Source organism: Pseudomonas sp. R3-52-08 (genome assembly GCF_003851745.1).
Lineage (GTDB): Bacteria > Pseudomonadota > Gammaproteobacteria > Pseudomonadales > Pseudomonadaceae > Aquipseudomonas.
Map to the genome: position 1 here is coordinate 754,873 of NZ_CP027730.1, position 16,320 is coordinate 771,192.

Annotated in this window: 16 protein-coding genes; 8 read left to right on the plus strand and 8 right to left on the minus strand. The window is 61.0% G+C overall.

Going from position 1 to position 16,320, the window contains the following annotated elements; translation table 11 throughout:
* Nucleotides 1-22 precede the first annotated feature (22 nt).
* Both C4J91_RS03230 and C4J91_RS03235 read left to right on the plus strand, forming a co-directional pair.
* On the plus strand, nucleotides 23-1,300 hold the full coding sequence (locus C4J91_RS03230; protein WP_124361129.1) for an acetyl-CoA C-acetyltransferase: 1,278 nt from the start codon (nucleotides 23-25) through the stop codon (nucleotides 1,298-1,300).
* A 135-nt stretch (nucleotides 1,301-1,435) separates the two neighbouring features.
* Nucleotides 1,436-2,332: a PA4780 family RIO1-like protein kinase gene (locus C4J91_RS03235; protein WP_124361130.1), complete on the plus strand. Its 897-nt coding sequence runs from the start codon at nucleotides 1,436-1,438 to the stop codon at nucleotides 2,330-2,332.
* Nucleotides 2,333-2,775: 443 nt separating this feature from the next.
* Here the strand turns inward: C4J91_RS03235 and cueR are convergent, their stop codons facing one another.
* The 3 genes from cueR to C4J91_RS03255 all read right to left on the minus strand — a co-directional run bounded on the left by cueR (nucleotide 2,776) and on the right by C4J91_RS03255 (nucleotide 5,940).
* Complete coding sequence (cueR, locus tag C4J91_RS03240) at nucleotides 2,776-3,177, minus strand: Cu(I)-responsive transcriptional regulator (RefSeq protein ID WP_124361131.1); 402 nt, start codon at nucleotides 3,175-3,177, stop codon at nucleotides 2,776-2,778.
* Nucleotides 3,174-5,366 carry a cation-translocating P-type ATPase gene (locus C4J91_RS03245; RefSeq protein ID WP_124361132.1) on the minus strand — a complete coding sequence of 731 codons (2,193 nt, stop codon included), beginning with the start codon at nucleotides 5,364-5,366 and terminating at the stop codon, nucleotides 3,174-3,176. Before C4J91_RS03245 ends, cueR begins: the two co-directional genes overlap by 4 nt.
* A gap of 202 nt (nucleotides 5,367-5,568) precedes the next feature.
* Nucleotides 5,569-5,940 carry a hypothetical protein gene (locus C4J91_RS03255; protein ID WP_124361134.1) on the minus strand — a complete coding sequence of 124 codons (372 nt, stop codon included), beginning with the start codon at nucleotides 5,938-5,940 and terminating at the stop codon, nucleotides 5,569-5,571.
* A 147-nt stretch (nucleotides 5,941-6,087) separates the two neighbouring features.
* On the opposite strand from C4J91_RS03255, the gene C4J91_RS03260 reads away from it, so the two are divergent.
* Nucleotides 6,088-6,279, plus strand: coding sequence for a heavy-metal-associated domain-containing protein (locus tag C4J91_RS03260; RefSeq protein WP_124361135.1), 192 nt, complete (start codon nucleotides 6,088-6,090; stop codon nucleotides 6,277-6,279).
* Nucleotides 6,280-6,364: 85 nt separating this feature from the next.
* A complete protein-coding gene (locus C4J91_RS03265; protein WP_124361136.1) occupies nucleotides 6,365-7,558 on the plus strand; it encodes a multidrug effflux MFS transporter in 1,194 nt (397 codons plus the stop codon).
* Between the two features lie 13 nt (nucleotides 7,559-7,571).
* Here the strand turns inward: C4J91_RS03265 and C4J91_RS27485 are convergent, their stop codons facing one another.
* The 3 genes from C4J91_RS27485 to C4J91_RS03275 form a co-directional block, all read right to left on the minus strand.
* Nucleotides 7,572-7,745, minus strand: a complete 174-nt coding sequence (locus C4J91_RS27485; RefSeq protein ID WP_164484509.1) for a hypothetical protein — start codon at nucleotides 7,743-7,745, stop codon at nucleotides 7,572-7,574.
* Nucleotides 7,746-7,889: 144 nt separating this feature from the next.
* Complete coding sequence (locus C4J91_RS03270; RefSeq protein WP_124361137.1) at nucleotides 7,890-8,903, minus strand: zinc-binding alcohol dehydrogenase family protein; 1,014 nt, start codon at nucleotides 8,901-8,903, stop codon at nucleotides 7,890-7,892.
* A gap of 26 nt (nucleotides 8,904-8,929) precedes the next feature.
* Nucleotides 8,930-9,223 (minus strand): putative quinol monooxygenase, encoded by a 294-nt coding sequence (locus C4J91_RS03275; RefSeq protein WP_124361138.1) that lies wholly within the window; start codon nucleotides 9,221-9,223, stop codon nucleotides 8,930-8,932.
* 118 nt (nucleotides 9,224-9,341) lie between these two features.
* Between C4J91_RS03275 and C4J91_RS03280 the strand changes: the two genes are divergently transcribed.
* The 3 genes from C4J91_RS03280 (at nucleotide 9,342) to C4J91_RS03290 (ending at nucleotide 12,562) form a co-directional block, all read left to right on the plus strand.
* Complete coding sequence (locus tag C4J91_RS03280; RefSeq protein ID WP_124361139.1) at nucleotides 9,342-10,268, plus strand: LysR family transcriptional regulator; 927 nt, start codon at nucleotides 9,342-9,344, stop codon at nucleotides 10,266-10,268.
* 137 nt (nucleotides 10,269-10,405) lie between these two features.
* Nucleotides 10,406-11,092 carry a helix-turn-helix transcriptional regulator gene (locus C4J91_RS03285; RefSeq protein WP_124361140.1) on the plus strand — a complete coding sequence of 229 codons (687 nt, stop codon included), beginning with the start codon at nucleotides 10,406-10,408 and terminating at the stop codon, nucleotides 11,090-11,092.
* A 99-nt stretch (nucleotides 11,093-11,191) separates the two neighbouring features.
* Nucleotides 11,192-12,562: an MFS transporter gene (locus C4J91_RS03290; protein WP_124361141.1), complete on the plus strand. Its 1,371-nt coding sequence runs from the start codon at nucleotides 11,192-11,194 to the stop codon at nucleotides 12,560-12,562.
* 128 nt (nucleotides 12,563-12,690) lie between these two features.
* On the opposite strand, the gene C4J91_RS03295 is transcribed toward C4J91_RS03290, so the two are convergent.
* Entirely contained in the window at nucleotides 12,691-13,644 is a 954-nt protein-coding gene (locus tag C4J91_RS03295) for an adenosine deaminase (protein ID WP_043051475.1), read from the minus strand.
* A 194-nt stretch (nucleotides 13,645-13,838) separates the two neighbouring features.
* Between C4J91_RS03295 and C4J91_RS03300 the strand changes: the two genes are divergently transcribed.
* Nucleotides 13,839-14,930 (plus strand): calcium:proton antiporter, encoded by a 1,092-nt coding sequence (locus tag C4J91_RS03300; protein WP_124361142.1) that lies wholly within the window; start codon nucleotides 13,839-13,841, stop codon nucleotides 14,928-14,930.
* A 146-nt stretch (nucleotides 14,931-15,076) separates the two neighbouring features.
* Here C4J91_RS03300 and C4J91_RS03305 read toward each other — a convergent pair whose 3' ends face one another.
* Nucleotides 15,077-16,225, minus strand: coding sequence for a DDE-type integrase/transposase/recombinase (locus C4J91_RS03305; protein WP_124361143.1), 1,149 nt, complete (start codon nucleotides 16,223-16,225; stop codon nucleotides 15,077-15,079).
* Nucleotides 16,226-16,320 lie beyond the last annotated feature (95 nt).

Below are 16,320 nucleotides of genomic sequence, written 5' to 3' on the forward strand. Positions count from 1 at the left end.
TAACAGACAGAGGGAGCTTTCCATGACTCAATTGCGCCGTGTGGCGATCATTGGCGGTAATCGCATTCCTTTCGCCCGCTCCAACGGCCCCTACGCCACGGCAAGTAACCAGGCGATGCTCACTGCTGCCCTGGAAGGCCTGATCGAACGTTTCAACCTGCACGGCCTGCGTCTCGGCGAGGTGGCCGCTGGCGCGGTGCTCAAGCATTCCCGTGATTTCAACCTCACCCGCGAATGCGTACTCGGCTCGCGCCTGTCGCCGCAAACCCCGGCCTACGACGTGCAGCAGGCCTGCGGCACCGGGCTTGAGGCGGCATTGCTGGTGGCCAACAAGATTGCCCTGGGCCAGATCGAATGCGGTATCGCCGGCGGGGTGGACACCACCTCCGATGCGCCGATTGGCGTCAATGAAGGCCTGCGCAAGATTTTGCTGCAGGCCAACCGCAGCAAGTCCATGGTGGATAAGCTAAAAGTTTTGTTACAGCTTCGTCCGCAGCACCTCAAGCCAGAACTGCCGCGCAACGGTGAGCCGCGCACCGGCTTGTCCATGGGCCAGCACTGCGAGCTGATGGCGCAGACCTGGCAGATTCCTCGCTCCGAGCAGGACCAGCTTGCCCTGGAGAGTCATGAGAAAATGGCCGCCGCCTACGCCGAGGGCTGGCACAACGATTTGCTGACGCCGTTTCTGGGGCTGACCCGCGACAACAACCTGCGCCCTGACCTGACCCTGGAAAAACTCGCCGCGCTCAAGCCTGCTTTCGAGCGCAGTGAAAAGGGCACGCTCACCGCCGGCAACTCGACGCCGCTGACTGACGGCGCTTCGCTGGTGCTGTTGGGCAGCGAAGCCTGGGCCAACGAGCGCGGCTTGCCGATCCTCGCGTACCTGCGCGATGGCGAAGCGGCGGCGGTGGATTTCGTCCACGGTGCCGAAGGCCTGCTGATGGCGCCGGTGTACGCCGTACCGCGCTTGTTGGCCAGGAACGGTCTGACGCTGCAGGACTTCGATTACTACGAGATCCACGAAGCATTCGCCGCCCAGGTGTTGTGCACGCTCAAGGCCTGGGAAGATGCCGACTATTGCCGCACGCGTCTGGGCCTGGATGCGCCGCTGGGCGCCATCGACCGCAGCCGTCTGAACGTCAAGGGCAGCTCACTGGCCGCCGGGCACCCGTTTGCCGCGACTGGTGGGCGCATTGTCGCCAACCTGGCCAAGTTGCTGGATGCAGCAGGGAAAGGGCGTGGGCTGATTTCGATCTGTGCGGCGGGGGGGCAGGGTGTGACGGCGATTATCGAACGTTGATTGCCGGGTAAAATTGGCATATTGAATGCATTCTTCGTGGGCCAGAGGTCGGTAGCCTCTCCCACCGGCGCGCCGATTGCCGTATAACGAGTGCCACACGCGTGTTTGGTAATACAGGACCCACAATAAAAGCTGATGAAGACTCCTAAACGCATTGAACCCCTGATCGAAGACGGTCTGGTCGACGAAGTGCTGCGCCCACTGATGAGTGGTAAAGAAGCAGCTGTTTATGTGGTGCGCTGCGGCAACGAATTGCGTTGCGCCAAGGTTTACAAGGAGGCGAATAAACGAAGCTTTCGTCAGGCGTCCGAATACCAGGAAGGCCGCAAGGTCCGTAACAGCCGCCAGGCCCGGGCCATGGCCAAGGGCTCCAAGTTCGGCAAGAAAGAAACCGAAGATGCCTGGCAGAACGCCGAAGTAGCGGCGTTGTTCCGCCTGGCCGGTGCGGGCGTTCGCGTGCCCAAGCCGTACGACTTTCTTGAAGGCGTGCTGTTGATGGAACTGGTCGCCGACGAGTATGGCGATGCGGCGCCACGCCTGAATGACGTGACGTTGGAGCCGGACCAGGCGCGTGAATACCACGCCTTCCTGATTTCCCAGATCGTGCTGATGCTGTGTACCGGGCTGGTGCACGGTGACCTGTCCGAGTTCAACGTACTGCTCACGCCAACGGGCCCGGTGATCATCGACCTGCCCCAGGCGGTGGATGCGGCGGGCAACAACCACGCGTTCAGCATGCTGGAGCGGGATGTGGGCAACATGGCTTCCTACTTCGGGCGCTTTGCTCCGGAGCTGAAGAAGACCAAGTACGCCAAGGAAATGTGGGCGCTGTACGAAGCCGGTATCCTGCACCCGGCCAGCATCTTGACCGGTGAGTTCGACGAGCCGGAAGAGCTGGCGGATGTGGGCGGTGTGATCCGCGAGATCGAAGCGGCGCGGCTGGATGAAGAGCGCAAGCAAGCGAATCGCGCGGCAGATGATGCCCCACCCACCAAGACCGCCGAAGAACCGCCGCCGCCTTGGATGCAGTGATTTCCCGGCACATGGAGATCTAAGTGTGGGAGGGGGCTTGCCCCCTCCCACATTTGGTTGTGTGTTGAGTCAGTTGGAACATCAGGTGCGGCGGCTTCCGGACGTCTTGGATGCAGTGATCTCCCGGCACATGGAGATCGAAGTGTGGGAGGGGGCTTGCTCCCGATAGCGGTGGTTCAGTCAACATTTACAGTGACTGATGCACCGCCATCGGGAGCAAGCCCCCTCCCACATTTGGTTGTGTGTTGAGTCAGTTGGAGCATCCGGTGCGGCGGCTTCCGGACGTCTTGGACGCAGTGATCTCCCGGCGGATGGAGATCGAAGTGTGGGAGGGGGCTTGCCCCCGATAGCGGTAGTTCAGTCAATATTTACAGTGACTGATGCACCGCCATCGGGAGCAAGCCCCCTCCCACATTTGGTTGTGTGTTGAGTCAGTTGGAGCATCAGGTGCAGCAACTGCCGGAGGCCAATTCCTTGAGGATCGGGCAATCCGGTCGGTGGTCGCCCTGGCAGTGCTCCACCAGATCTTGCAGCGTGTCGCGCAGTTGCGCCAACTCGCGGATTTTTTGATTCAGTTCATCGATATGCTGGCGCGCCAAGGCTTTCACGTCGGCGCTGGCCCGTTGTCGGTCCTGCCACAAGGTCAGCAGTTTGCCGACCTCTTCCAGTGAAAACCCCAGGTCGCGCGAGCGTTTGATGAACGCCAGGGTGTGCAGGTCGTCGGCGCCATAGATGCGATAACCGCTGTCGGTGCGGTGGGCTGCCTTGAGCAGACCGATGGATTCGTAGTAGCGAATCATCTTCGCGCTCAGCCCGCTCTGGCGAGCGGCTTGGCCGATATTCATGGGCGTTGATCCTCCAAGTCCTTGGGTTTCCAGGTTTTCAACAGCAACGCATTGCTCACCACACTGACGCTGGACAACGCCATCGCCGCACCTGCCAGCACCGGGTTGAGCAGGCCGAAGGCCGCCAGGGGAATGCCGATCACGTTATACACAAAGGCCCAGAACAGGTTCTGGCGGATTTTCGCGTAGGTCTTGCGGCTGATCTCCAGGGCGGCCGGCACCAGGCGCGGGTCGCCGCGCATCAGGGTGATGCCGGCGGCGTGCATGGCCACGTCGGTGCCGCCGCCCATGGCGATGCCGATATCGGCGGCGGCCAGGGCCGGTGCGTCGTTGATGCCGTCGCCGACCATGGCCACCACTCCGGTTTTTTTCAGTGCGGTTACGGTGGCGGCTTTGTCGGCGGGCAGCACTTCGGCGTGTACATCGTCGATGCCCAGCGCCTCTGCAACCGCCCGCGCGCTGCCGCGATTGTCGCCGGTAAGCAGGTGGCTGCTGATGTGCTGCGCCTTGAGTTGCTGCACGGCCTGCTGCGCGCCTGGCTTGAGCGTGTCGCCGAATGCGAATAGCCCCAGCACGCGAGGGCTTGCGCCTTGCTCGATCAGCCAGGACAAGGTACGCCCCTCGGCTTCCCATGCCGTCGCGCGCTGACTCAACTGGCCCGCGCTAAGGCCGGCCTCTTCCAACAGGCGCCGATTGCCCAGGGCCAGTTGCCGGCCGTCAAGGGTACCGGCGATGCCGCGCCCAGTCAGGGACTGGCTGGCGCTGACATCGGCCACGCTCAGCCCGCGTTCGTCGCAGGCGTCCAGCACGGCCTTGGCCAGCGGGTGCTCGCTGCCACGCTGCAAGGCGCCGGCCTGTTGCAGCAGTAGCGATTCGTTACCATCCAGCGCCGCCAAATGGGTGATCTTCGGCGTGCCCGAAGTGAGGGTGCCGGTTTTATCGAAGACTACGGCGCTCACCCCATGGGCATGCTCCAGGACTTCGGCATCCTTGATCAGAATGCCATGGCGCGCGGCGACGCCGGTGCCGGCCATGATCGCCGTCGGCGTCGCCAGGCCCAGGGCACATGGGCAGGCGATCACCAGTACCGCGACCGCATTGATGATTGCGCTCTCCAGCGGGGCGCCGTACAGCCACCAGCCCGCCAGGGTGAGCAATGCCAGTACCAGCACGGTCGGGACGAATACCTGGCTGACTTTATCCACCAGTTTCTGGATCGGTGCCTTGGCGGCCTGGGCGTCTTCGACCAGGCGGATGATCCGTGCCAGCACGCTTTCCGCTCCCAGGGCCCGGGTACGCACCAACAGGCGGCCTTCACCGTTGATCGCGCCGCCAGTAACCGTATCGCCGGGCCGTTTCGGCACCGGCAGGCTTTCGCCGCTGATCAGTGCTTCGTCGGCATGGCTTTGGCCGTCGACCACTTCGCCATCCACCGGAAAACGTTCGCCTGGCTTGACCAGCACCAAGTCACCGAGCGTAAGCGTATTGATGGCGACCTCTTCCTCGCGCCCCTCCAGCACGCGGACCGCCCGCTCGGGGCGCAAGGCTTCGAGGGCGCGTATGGCGCTGGCGGTTTGACGCTTGGCGCGGCTCTCCAGGTATTTGCCCAGCAGCACCAGGGCGATCACCACGGCCGAGGCTTCGAAGTACAAGTGCGGAGCGGGTTGGGTGAGCCATTGATAGACGCTCAAGCCGTAACCGGCGCTGGTGCCGATCGCCACCAACAGGTCCATATTGCCCGCACCGGCGCGCACGGCTTTCCACGCTGCACTGTAGAAACGCGCACCGAGGATCAATTGCACCGGCGTCGCCAGCGCGAACTGAACCCAGGCGGGGAGCATCCAGTGAAAGCCGAAGGGTTCCACCAGCATCGGCAGTATCAGGGGCAACGCCAGCATGATCGCCAGCATCAGCGCCCAGCGCTCGTGGTGCAGGCGTTGGGCTTGATTGGCCTGGGTGGCGGTTTCGCTCTGGGGCAGGGTGGCGGTGTAGCCGGCTTTTTCGACAGCGGCGATCAATACGCCGGGATCCAGTTGGTGGAGTCCTTCAACGTGGGCACGTTCGTTGGCCAGGTTGACGCTGACCCGCTGCACCCCCGGCACCTTGCCCAGCGCACGCTCCACACGGCCGGCGCAACTGGCGCAGGTCATGCCGCTGATGGGCAGGTCAAACGTGGTGGGTCCATTCATGGGGCAGTCCTCCAGAAGACGATGCTCCTAGGATCAACCTTGACCTGTGGGTAAGGTCAAGCGCGATCGTTCCCACGCTCTGCGTGGGAATGCATCCCCATGACGCTCCGCGTCACCCTTGCGCCGAATCAAAGGCTTGTACGCGGGACGCGGAGCGTCCCATGAGGCGTCCCCACGCGGAGCATGGGGACGATCGGCGGCTTCAATATTCCAGCGTGGCGGCTTTGAGGTACATACCGTCCGGGCCTTGGGCGATACGCAGTTTGCGTACATCCCCGGCTTTGAGCGTAATGTTCTGCGCAGGCGGTGCCAGCATGCCCGGCAAGCAGCCCGGTGTCTGGCCCGGCAGCAGCTTGAGGCGCAATGACACATCGCCCGGCGGCAAATTGAAGGAGGTGGCTTGTTCCTGGAACAGGCGCCCGGCCAGTTGGTCCTGAATGTAGAGGCCGATCTCACAGTTGGTCGGCACTTCCAGGCGCTCGCGGGAAATGATCAGCACTGCATAGTCTTCAGCGGCGGGCGCAACGGCAGAAAAACTCATCAGGCCGGCAAGGGCAAAAATCGACCAGCGCATGGCGAATGCTCCGTGGTTCACATCTATTGAAGGTGAAGCTTGGCCGACGTCGCCACCGAATACCAGCCCGGCCGAGTTTTCTGAAACTTGACCTTGCCATCATGGCAAGGTCGAGACTGCGTTCAACCTCATCAAAGGAGACATGTCATGCAAGTATTCAAGGTGCAAGGAATGACCTGCGGCCATTGCGTTCGTGCGGTGACCCAGGCGGTGCGCAGCCAGGATGCAGATGCCGAGGTCACGGTGGACCTTGCGGCCAAGCAAGTCAGTGTCCAAAGCAAACTGGACCGTGAAGCGATCGCGGGCCTGATCAAGGAAGAAGGCTACACAGTCGTCTGATTCTCGATAGTTAGCGAGCTATCTTAATGTTCAAGACGCCCAAGCGCGGCTAGACTATCGGGCTGCCGACTCACTTGGGTGTCTGATGAACCTCCGCATAATTCTGATCCTGGGCGCCTTGAGCGCCTTCGCGCCGTTGGCGATCGATTTTTACCTGCCGGGTTTCCCGGCGATGGCAGCCGCTTTTGCAACCGATGAAAAACACATCCAGCTGACCCTGGCGGTGTATTTCGGTGGGCTGGCCATCGGCCAATTGATCTACGGCCCCTTGGCCGACCGCTTTGGCCGGCGCGTGCCGCTGCTCAGCGGCGTCACGCTGTTTACCCTTGCGTCCTTCGCCTGTGCGTACGCGCCCTCCCTGGAATGGCTGATCGGCGCGCGTTTCGTGCAGGCCCTGGGCGGTTGCGCGGGCATGGTGATCTCACGGGCGGTGGTGAGTGACAAATGCGATGCCGTGGGCTCGGCCAAGGTGTATTCGCAACTGATGTTGGTGACTGGCCTGGCGCCGATTCTCGCACCGCTGGCGGGCGGGATAATGGTGGGTGTGTGGGGCTGGCAGTCGATTTTCCTGGCGCTGTCGCTGTTCAGCGTGATGGCGGCGGTTGCGGTGGCGGTGGGCTTGCCGGAAACCTTTCCGGCGCATCAGCCGCGCCAGCCGTTGTCCGGCTCGCTGCGCCGCTACGGCGCGTTGTTGTCAGACCGGGTTTACCTCGGCTACGCCTTGACCGGCGGCATCTCGATTGCCGGGATGTTTGCCTACATTGCCGGTTCGCCGTTCGTGTTCATCAAGCTGTATGGCGTACCCGCCGAGCATTACGGCTGGCTGTTTGGCTCCAACGCCGCCGGTTTTATCCTGGTGGCGCAGTTGAATGCGCGGTTACTGGCCAAGCGCGGCCCGGCGTTTTTGCTCACGCGTACGGTGTGGGTTTACGTAGCGGCGGCGTTGACCCTGCTGGGCATTGCAGCGCTGCGCACCGAAGCCCTGTGGCCGTTGCTGGTGCCGCTGTTCATCTGCATCGCCAGCCTGGGCTGCATTTTGCCCAACACCTCGGCGTGCGCCATGAACGGGCAAGGCGCCCGGGCCGGCAGCGCGTCGGCATTGCTCGGTTGCATTCAGTTCGGCGTGGCGGCGGGGGCGGCATCGTTGGTGGGCGTGTTGCATGACGGCACGGCGATGCCGATGGCGATGGTCATCAGCCTGTGCGGTGTGCTGGCGGTGACGATTGCGATGTCGACCCAGCGCCTGCAACGGGCCAGGGCCGCGCAGGCGCAGGTCTGACCTGAAGGGCCGATCAGCCGGCGGCGGCGCGTTGCTGGCTGAGTGGGAAACGGTGGGGAGCCTGGATGCGGGCTTGCAAGGTGTCGGCAAAGGCACGGGCCTCGGCTTCGGTGTGGAAAATAATCGACTTCTGGTCCAGGCGGACCTCCCACTGCGATTTTGCTAACGCTTTTATCAGGATCTTCATTGCTGACTTCCTCACGTAAAAGAATCGTGGCAAAGGCGGCCAATATAAACCCGTATGCGCGCACAAATATGACAAACGTCAACTCTCGGACTAATGGTGTCGTCCTTACCTACATCAGTGACAGACGACACTGATAGCCGTTTTTTAGAACCCTTCTAAAACGATCTTGCCCTTGGCCTTGCCGCTTTCCAGCAGCGCGTGCGCACGTCGCAGGTTCGCCGCATTGATCACGCCGAAGTGCTCGCCTACCGTGGTTTTCAGGGTGCCAGCGTCGATCAGCGTGGCCACGCGGTTGAGCAGGTGATGCTGCTCGATCATGTCCGGTGTCTCGAACATCGAGCGGGTGTACATGAACTCCCAATGCAACGACAAACTCTTGCGCTTGAGCTTGCTGACGTCCAGCGCCTTGGGGTCGTCGATCAGCGCCAGCTTGCCTTGGGGCTGCAGGGCTTCCACCAGTTGATCCAGGTGATGGTCGGTCTGGGTCAGGCTGGCGACGTAGGTCACGTGCGGGTGGCCGGCGTGTTTCAACGCTTCGCTCAGCGGCTGGCTATGGTCGATCACCAAGTCGGCGCCGAGGTTCTTGGCCCATTCTTGAGTCTCCGGGCGCGAGGCGGTGCCGATCACCTTCAGTGCAGTGAGCTGGCTGGCCAGCTGGGTCAGGATCGAACCCACGCCGCCCGCTGCGCCGACGATCAGCAGGCTCTGGCCCAGGTCCGCTTTGCCCTCGGGGACCTGCAGGCGTTCGAACAGCAGCTCCCAGGCCGTGATGGCGGTCAACGGCAGCGCGGCGGCTTCGGCAAAACCCAGGGTCTGTGGCATATGGCCAACGATGCGTTCATCCACAGTGTGCAATTGACTGTTACCGCCAGGGCGCACCAGGGAGCCGGCGTAGAACACCTTGTCACCGGCCTTGAACAGCGTGACTTCGCTGCCGACCGCCTTGACCACACCGGCCACGTCCCAGCCGAGCACCTTGGCCGCACCGTGTTCCGGGGCGACGTTCTGGCGCACCTTGGTGTCCACCGGGTTGACCGAGATGGCTTTGACTTCCACCAACAGGTCGCGCGGCCCGGCCACGGGTTCGGGCAGTTCGATGTCTTGCAGGGCGTTCGTGGCGGTGATGGGCAGGCAGCTGTAGTAGGCGATGGCTTTCATGTTTTCTCCGGGTAAAGGGTTGGTGGTCAGGCGAGAAACTTCAGGCGCTTGAGGTCGAAGTGTTCAATCACCTCGGAGGCCTGGGCCCGGAAGCTCTGGATATGCGCGCTCTGATCGTGGTCGGCCAGGGCCGCCTCATCGCTCCAGCGCTCGAGCATGTAGAACGTCTCGGGATGTTGCAGGTCCTGATGCAGGTCGTACTGCTCACAGCCAGGTTCCAGGCGGGTCGGTTCGAGCAGGCCGCGCAGCAGGGTTTCCAGAGTGGCTTGTTGGCCAGGCTTGGCGATCAGTGTGGCGATGACGTTAAAAGCAGTGGACATACTCGACTCCTGGTCGAAAAGGAACGGCGTGGGCAGATGATTGGCTATTTCCAATGCAGATAAAAGCCGATAAAACAGCGTTCTGTTTCAATAAAAAATTGATAATTGGCGGGAATGCATGCTTCGCTTTGATGATTTGCAGTTATTTTTGCGGGCGGCAGACCTGGGCAGTTTGTCCGCAGCCGCGCGGGTGATGGACCTTTCCCCCGCAGTGGCCAGTGCCGCGTTGAAGCGTATAGAGCAGCAACTGGGCGCGCGCTTGCTGGCCCGCTCCACCCGCAGTTTGCGCTTGACCGCCGAGGGCGAAGGTTTTCTCACCTACGCCCGCGCCGCGTTGAGTTCACTGGATGAAGGGCGGCGCTTGTTGGCCAGTGGGCAGGACCACGTGAGCGGCCTGCTGCAACTGTCGGCGCCTTCGGATTTCGGACGCAATCAGCTGTTGCCCTGGCTGGATGATTTCCAGCGTGAATACCCGCAACTGAGCGTGCGCCTGTTGCTGGGTGATCGCATAGCCGACCTGTTCCGGCAACCGGTGGACATCGCTTTGCGCTATGGCGAACCCGAGGATTCAAGCCTGGTGGCGCTGCCCATCGCCCCGGAGAATGTACGGGTGCTGTGCGCAGCACCCAGTTATCTGGCCCGTTATGGCGAGCCGCGACACCTTGAACAACTGGCCCAGCATAATTGCTTGCTCTATATGCTCGCCGGTCGCGTGCATGATCACTGGCGTTTTTTTGATGGCAAGCGCGAGGTCGGCCTGACCGTCTCGGGGGATCGGGTCAGCGACGACGCCGATGTGGTGCGCCGCTGGGCGGTAGCGGGTGTGGGCATTGCCTATAAATCCTGGCTGGATGTGAGTACCGACGTCGTGGCTGGGCGTTTGCGCTTGATCCTGCCGGAGCTGCGCGGTGAGCGCACGCCGCTTAACCTGCTGTGCGCGCATCGTGCGCAGTTGAGCAAACCCGTCAACTTGCTGCGGGAGATGCTCGTGTCCCGTTGTGCGACATTGACGGCGCAACGGTCGGAGCGATTCGCGGCTAAGTAACGGCCGGCAGAAAAGCAGGAAATTTCGCTCAAGTGCTGTCCCTGTCCAGGCTGTAAGACGCCATGGAACCAGCTGTTTTGGCCCCTATACTTTGGCGCCAACCGCAGCAGAAAAACGCGTCAACAGGGAGTCGAGAGATGGAACAGGCACCATGCATCAGTCATATCGCCAGCTTGCTTGCCGAGCCCAAGCGCACCGCAATGCTGTGGGCATTGATGGACGGTTCGGCAAAATCTTCAGAGGAGTTGGCGACGTGCGCCGGGTTGTCTACGGCGTCGGCCAATGCCCATTTAGCCCGGCTGACCGGCAGCGGCCTGCTGCGGGTCGAGGCGCGACGGGGCAAGCGGCTGTTTCGTGTGGCGGCTGCGGACGTCAGCGCCGCCATCGATGCGCTGGCGACGACCACCATGGCCAGTGTCGGGCGCAGCACGCCGGATACTCAGCCAGCGGCGTTGCGGGTACCGTCGCTGCTGCGTCGCGCCCGCGTGTGCCAGGACCACCTCGGCGGTGAACTGGCGGCCGGCCTGTACCAGCGGATGATGGAGGCAGGGTGGATCCAGCGCTACGAACAACGTACCGAAGTCACGGTCAAGGGCACCCAGCATTTGGCGAGCCTGGGTATCTTTATCCAGGCATTCTCGTCGCCGTTGGTGTGTGACTGTTTCGACTGGAGCCAACAGCAACCGCATGTGGGCGGTGCGCTCGGCGCGGGGTTGTTGCAACTGTTCCTGCAGTCGAACTGGGTCAATGCGATCGATGAATCCCGGGCCTTGGCGGTCAGCGACGCCGGGCTTGCGGAGATCAACCGGCTGGCCACAGCGTAGGCGCGTCGCTCCTGGTTTCGGTCAGGTCGCATCCAGCAATCGCCAGGGCAGACGATGCCGCACACTCTTTGGGGGACTTTTCAGACAGGGGGCGGCGGCATGGGTATGCAAGGCTATAGCGCAGCAGAGCGGCTGGAACGGTTGCCCATCAGTGGTTACCACCGAATCATTTTCATCATTATTGCCCTGGCGTTTTTCTTCGACTCCATGGACCTGGCAATGATGACGTTTCTATTGGGCTCGATCAAAGCCGAGTTCGGCCTGAGTACGGCCCAGGCCGGCTTACTCGCCAGTTCGAGCTTTTTCGGCATGGTGATCGGTGCGTCGCTCTCGGGGATGCTCGCGGACCGCTTCGGGCGCAAGCCGGTGTTTCAGTGGAGCATCGTGTTGTGGGGCGTCGCCAGCTACCTGTGCTCCACGGCGCAGACGGTCGAGACGCTGACGCTGTTTCGCATCTTGCTGGGCATTGGCATGGGCATGGAATTTCCCATTGCACAGTCGATGTTGTCGGAGCTGATTCCGGCAAAGCGACGTGGGCGGTATATCGCGTTGATGGATGGTTTCTGGCCGCTCGGGTTTGTCGCCGCCGGAGTGCTGTCGTATTTCCTGCTGCCGGTGGTGGGCTGGCGCGACATCTTTCTGGTGCTGGCGGTGCCGGCGGTATTTGTGCTGGCCATCCGGTTTTTTATTCCGGAATCGCCGCGTTGGCTGGAACAGGCCGGGCGCCACGAGGCGGCGGACAAGGTATTGCTTGGCATCGAACACAAGGTGCGCGACTCCCTGGGATGCGCCGACTTGCCCGAACCGGTGGCCTTGCCGCGAGTGGCGAGTACGCCAGGCACGTTCTTCTCGGCCTTCCAGCAATTGTGGTCGGCGCAGTACCGTCAACGCACCCTGATGATCTGGAGCGTGTGGTTCTTTGCCCTGCTCGGGTTCTACGGGCTGACCTCGTGGTTGAGTGCGTTGTTGCAGCAGTCAGGCTTTGCGGTGACGCAATCGGTGTATTACACGGTGATCATTTCCCTGGGCGGAATACCGGGTTTCCTCATGGCCGCGTGGCTGGTCGAGCGTTGGGGGCGTAAGCCGGTGTGCGTGGTGACGTTGCTCGGTGGCGGGGTGATGGCGTTTCTGTATGGGCAGAGTGCAGTGTTTGGCGGCAACGTCGGGCTGCTGATTACGTCCGGCTTGTTGATGCAGTTCTTTCTATTTGGCATGTGGGCGGTGTTGTACACCTATACGCCCGAGCTATATCCCACCTCGGCGCGCGCAACCGGGTCCGGCTTCGCTTCGGCGATTGGGCGGGTGGGGTCGTTGCTGGGGCCACTGGTGACCGGGCTGGTGTTTCCGATTACCGGGCAGGGCGGGGTGTTTGCCTTGGGCGCGCTGTGTTTTGCGGTGGCGGCGCTGGTGGTGTGGGTGTTCGGGATGGAGACCAAGGGCAAGACGTTGGAAGAACTCACCGAAATCTAGGGTTACCGCAAAAACCATGTGGGAGGGGGCTTGCCCCCGATGGCGATGGGTCAGCTACAAATAAGCTGGCTGACATACCGCAATCGGGGGCAAGCCCCCTCCCATATGTCTGGACTGCGTTTATTCAGTTATGGCTTTACCAGTCGCGCATCCAGGCTGTTCTGCGCCAGGCGTTTGGCCTGGTCTTGGGTCATGCCCAGGGAGGTGTACAGCGCGTGGAAGTTCTCGGTGACATAACCGCCGAAATAGGCCGGATCGTCCGAGTTCACGGTGACTTTCACGCCACGCTCGAGCATGTCGAGGATGTTGTGCTGGGCCATGTCGTCGAATACGCACAGCTTGGTGTTGGACAGTGGGCAAACGGTCAGCGGGATCTGCTCGTCGATGATGCGCTGCATCAGGCGCTCGTCTTCGATGGCGCGCACGCCATGGTCGATACGCTGGATTTTCAGCAGGTCGATGGCTTCCCAGATGTACTCGGGCGGGCCTTCTTCGCCGGCGTGGGCCACGGTGAGGAAGCCTTCGTGACGGGCGCGGTCGAACACACGCTGGAACTTGCTCGGCGGGTGACCCATTTCTGAACTGTCCAGGCCCACGGCGACGAACGCGTCACGGAACGGCAGCGCCTGGTCGAGGGTTTTCTCGGCTTCGGCTTCGCTCAGGTGGCGCAGGAAGCTTAAGATCAGGCCGCTGGTGATGCCCAGTTGCTGCTCGCCGTCTTTGAGGGCGGCAGCGATGCCGTTGAGCACCACTTCGAACGGCACACCACGGTCGGTGTGGGTTTGCGGGTCGAAGAAGGGTTCGGTGTGGATCACATTCTGGGCTTTGCAGCGCAGCAGGTAGGCCCAGGTCAGGTCGTAGAAATCCTGGGACGTGCGCAGCACATCGGCGCCTTTGTAGTACAGGTCGAGAAACTCTTGCAGGTTATTGAACGCGTAAGCCTTGCGCAGGGTTTCGACGTCGTTCCACGGCAGGGCAATCTTGTTGCGTTCGGCCAGGGCGAACAGCAGCTCGGGCTCCAGCGAGCCCTCCAGGTGCAGGTGCAGTTCAGCCTTGGGCAGGGCGTTGAGCCAATCGTACATGTCTAAAAATCTCATCAGGTGCAATGGCGGCATTCTACAGGCCATGGCCGAAATAATCGGCATAACCTGACCAGCAGGAGAGTATTTGATTTTTTCGCGCAAGAGCGGCGTGAACTAAGGTGTAACGAAACGTTAGCGGCTGGGCGCAGTCTGTACCCCAACGATGACTGATTTGCTGCACATAAAGGCCTCCCATGCTCACTTCCCTCAAGCAAGAAAAATTCATGCTGCTGGCGCTGATTGCCGCCATTGCCGCCTACCCGCTGGAACACTGGATGCTCCACAGCGGGCAGATTGTGGCGTTGCTCGCGGGTCTCGGTTTGATCGCGTTTATCGTGATGGCATCGATGCGTGTGGCCCATCATGCCGAACAACTGGCGGAAAAGGTCGGCGACCCCTACGGCACCATGATCCTGACCTTGGCGGCCGTGTTGGTGGAGGTGGTGATCCTGGCCATCATGATGAGCAACGAGCCTTCACCCACACTGGTGCGCGACACCATCTATTCGGCGGTGATGCTCGATATCAACGGCATCCTCGGCCTGGCCGCGCTGATGGGCGGCATCAAGCATGGCGAGCAGTCCTACAACGATGATTCAGCGCGCACCTACAGCGTGATGATCCTCACCGCCATGGGCGTGTCGATGGTGGTGCCGGAATTTATCCCCGAGGCCGACTGGAAAATTTACTCGGCCTTCACCATCGGCGCCATGGTAGTGCTCTACACCTTGTTTCTGAGAATGCAGGTCGGCCCACACAGTTATTTCTTCAGCTACAGCTACCCGGAAAAGCGCCGCAAGAAATTGCCTGAAGACGAGCAAGCGCCGCCCGTGAACCTCGCGTTCTCGATTGGCACCCTGGTGTTTGGCGTGATTGTGATTGGCGCGTTGGCCGAGGTCATGTCCAAGACCCTCGACCTGGGCCTGGAAGGCACGGGCGCCCCACCGGTGATCACCGCGATTGTGGTGGCGGCTATTTCCGCCGCGCCGGAAATCCTTACCGCATTGCGCGCTGCCTTGGCCAACCGCATGCAGTCGGTGGTGAACATCGCACTGGGTGCCTCGTTGTCAACGGTGATTCTGACGGTGCCGGTCATGGAAGCGATGGCGCTCTACAGCGGCCAGCCGTTCCAGATGGCAATGACGCCGGTACAGACGGTGATGGTGTTTATTACGCTGATCGTCAGCGCGATCAACCTCAATGATGGTGAAACCAATGCCATTGAAGGGATGACGCATTTTGTGTTGTTTGCGACGTTTATCATGTTGTCGCTGTTGGGGTTGTAACCCGATTTCAAGCACACCATAAAGCCAAATGTGGGAGGGGGCTTGCCCCCGATAGTGGTGGGTCAGCCAGCTTATATAGGACTGACACACCGCCATCGGGGTGTAGAACCGTAGACATCGTTTACATCTGAAACCGGGGACATCGTTTACACATTTGAGGCTTGGACGCGGGTCATACCTCGCCCAAGCCTTCCCAGGGGATAATCACACAAGTACAAATCCCAAACATCATCCTCAGCCTCTTTAAGCCCTATCTGCTCCCCTGACAGCGCCTCGCTGATAAATACCAACTTGCCGTTCCACTTGATCGACCCGTCCTGTCTGACGCTTCGAACCTTCATTTCGGACGGATACTCCACATCCGGCAAGCATCCTGGGTAAATCCGCGTAGACGGCACATACACGTCCCCTGGACGCTTCATACCGAGCGCTTCATGAGGGCGCACGTAATTGAACTCATGCCTGAAATGCTCCAGCAAAAGCTGCTGCTCGATTAAGTTTTCTCCTAAGGGCAGCTCCAGTTTCAAGCTACGGTGCATCCGCTCATGGCGACCATTTTGGGCCGGTCTTCCTGGCATGGTGCGCTCCGGATAGATGCCCAGACGTATCCACCAAACTGCCAGCGTGGATATTCTTGCCAGGCCAGGAGAGGCAAACGGAACACCGTTGTCCGACCGAATAACTTCGGGCATGCCGTACTCCTGAAACAGTCTCTCAAAGGCTTGTTTAACAGGTTCAGTCTTGATCTTTGAATGAGCCCTGCACGCCAAAATCATCCGGGAAGCGTGGTCTGTGATGGTCAAAGGGAAGCACATCTGCGCGTTATGCATTTTGAATTGCCCTTTGTAGTCGGCGCACCACGTCTGGTTAGGTTCGTTGGCCTCGCGCATTACTACAGGGGAATTACCGTGTCTGCGCTTGAAGCGCCGCTTTTGGACGAGCCCAAGTCGATCAAGCCATTGGCCTGCTGTACTTGGGGAAGGCCAGGCGATGGAGGGATCTTCAAGTCGCAATAGCTCGAGAAGCTTCTTCGGACCCCATTTATCGTGCGCCTCCTTCATCGCCACCACACGGGCCAGGATTTCATCGTCGGTTTTATTGGGGCTGTTGTGAGGGCGTCGGGACAGTTCGGCTAACGACTTTAAATCGCCATTGTGCCGGCCGATCCATTTGTCGACGGTAGGCCGACTTACGTTAAAGCGGCGCGCCAGCTGGCTTTTGGTGTAATTACCAGAAAGCCAGTCAGCGACCAGTCTGATTCGTTGATTCATCGGAGACTCTTGGTTCCAGGGCATGATCAGTTACCTCCTGATCATGCGTATTAACCTGTAAACCATGTCCCCGGTTAGAAATGTAAACGATGTCCCCGGTTTGTACCGGGGCAAGCCCC

Excerpts from the sequence above, each read along its gene's own strand:
- C4J91_RS03295 (WP_043051475.1), bottom strand. The coding sequence starts at position 13,644 with ATGTACGATTGGCTCAACGCCCTGCCCAAGGCTGAACTGCACCTGCAC.
- C4J91_RS27485 (WP_164484509.1), bottom strand. The coding sequence starts at position 7,745 with ATGAAGATCCTGATAAAAGCGTTAGCAAAATCGCAGTGGGAGGTCCGC.
- C4J91_RS03305 (WP_124361143.1), bottom strand. The coding sequence starts at position 16,225 with ATGCCCTGGAACCAAGAGTCTCCGATGAATCAACGAATCAGACTGGTC.
- C4J91_RS03275 (WP_124361138.1), bottom strand. The coding sequence starts at position 9,223 with ATGTCCACTGCTTTTAACGTCATCGCCACACTGATCGCCAAGCCTGGC.
- C4J91_RS03285 (WP_124361140.1), top strand. The coding sequence starts at position 10,406 with ATGGAACAGGCACCATGCATCAGTCATATCGCCAGCTTGCTTGCCGAG.
- C4J91_RS03245 (WP_124361132.1), bottom strand. The coding sequence starts at position 5,366 with ATGAATGGACCCACCACGTTTGACCTGCCCATCAGCGGCATGACCTGC.
- C4J91_RS03270 (WP_124361137.1), bottom strand. The coding sequence starts at position 8,903 with ATGAAAGCCATCGCCTACTACAGCTGCCTGCCCATCACCGCCACGAAC.
- C4J91_RS03290 (WP_124361141.1), top strand. The coding sequence starts at position 11,192 with ATGGGTATGCAAGGCTATAGCGCAGCAGAGCGGCTGGAACGGTTGCCC.
- C4J91_RS03235 (WP_124361130.1), top strand. The coding sequence starts at position 1,436 with ATGAAGACTCCTAAACGCATTGAACCCCTGATCGAAGACGGTCTGGTC.
- C4J91_RS03255 (WP_124361134.1), bottom strand. The coding sequence starts at position 5,940 with ATGCGCTGGTCGATTTTTGCCCTTGCCGGCCTGATGAGTTTTTCTGCC.
- C4J91_RS03230 (WP_124361129.1), top strand. The coding sequence starts at position 23 with ATGACTCAATTGCGCCGTGTGGCGATCATTGGCGGTAATCGCATTCCT.
- cueR (WP_124361131.1), bottom strand. The coding sequence starts at position 3,177 with ATGAATATCGGCCAAGCCGCTCGCCAGAGCGGGCTGAGCGCGAAGATG.
- C4J91_RS03300 (WP_124361142.1), top strand. The coding sequence starts at position 13,839 with ATGCTCACTTCCCTCAAGCAAGAAAAATTCATGCTGCTGGCGCTGATT.
- C4J91_RS03280 (WP_124361139.1), top strand. The coding sequence starts at position 9,342 with ATGCTTCGCTTTGATGATTTGCAGTTATTTTTGCGGGCGGCAGACCTG.
- C4J91_RS03260 (WP_124361135.1), top strand. The coding sequence starts at position 6,088 with ATGCAAGTATTCAAGGTGCAAGGAATGACCTGCGGCCATTGCGTTCGT.
- C4J91_RS03265 (WP_124361136.1), top strand. The coding sequence starts at position 6,365 with ATGAACCTCCGCATAATTCTGATCCTGGGCGCCTTGAGCGCCTTCGCG.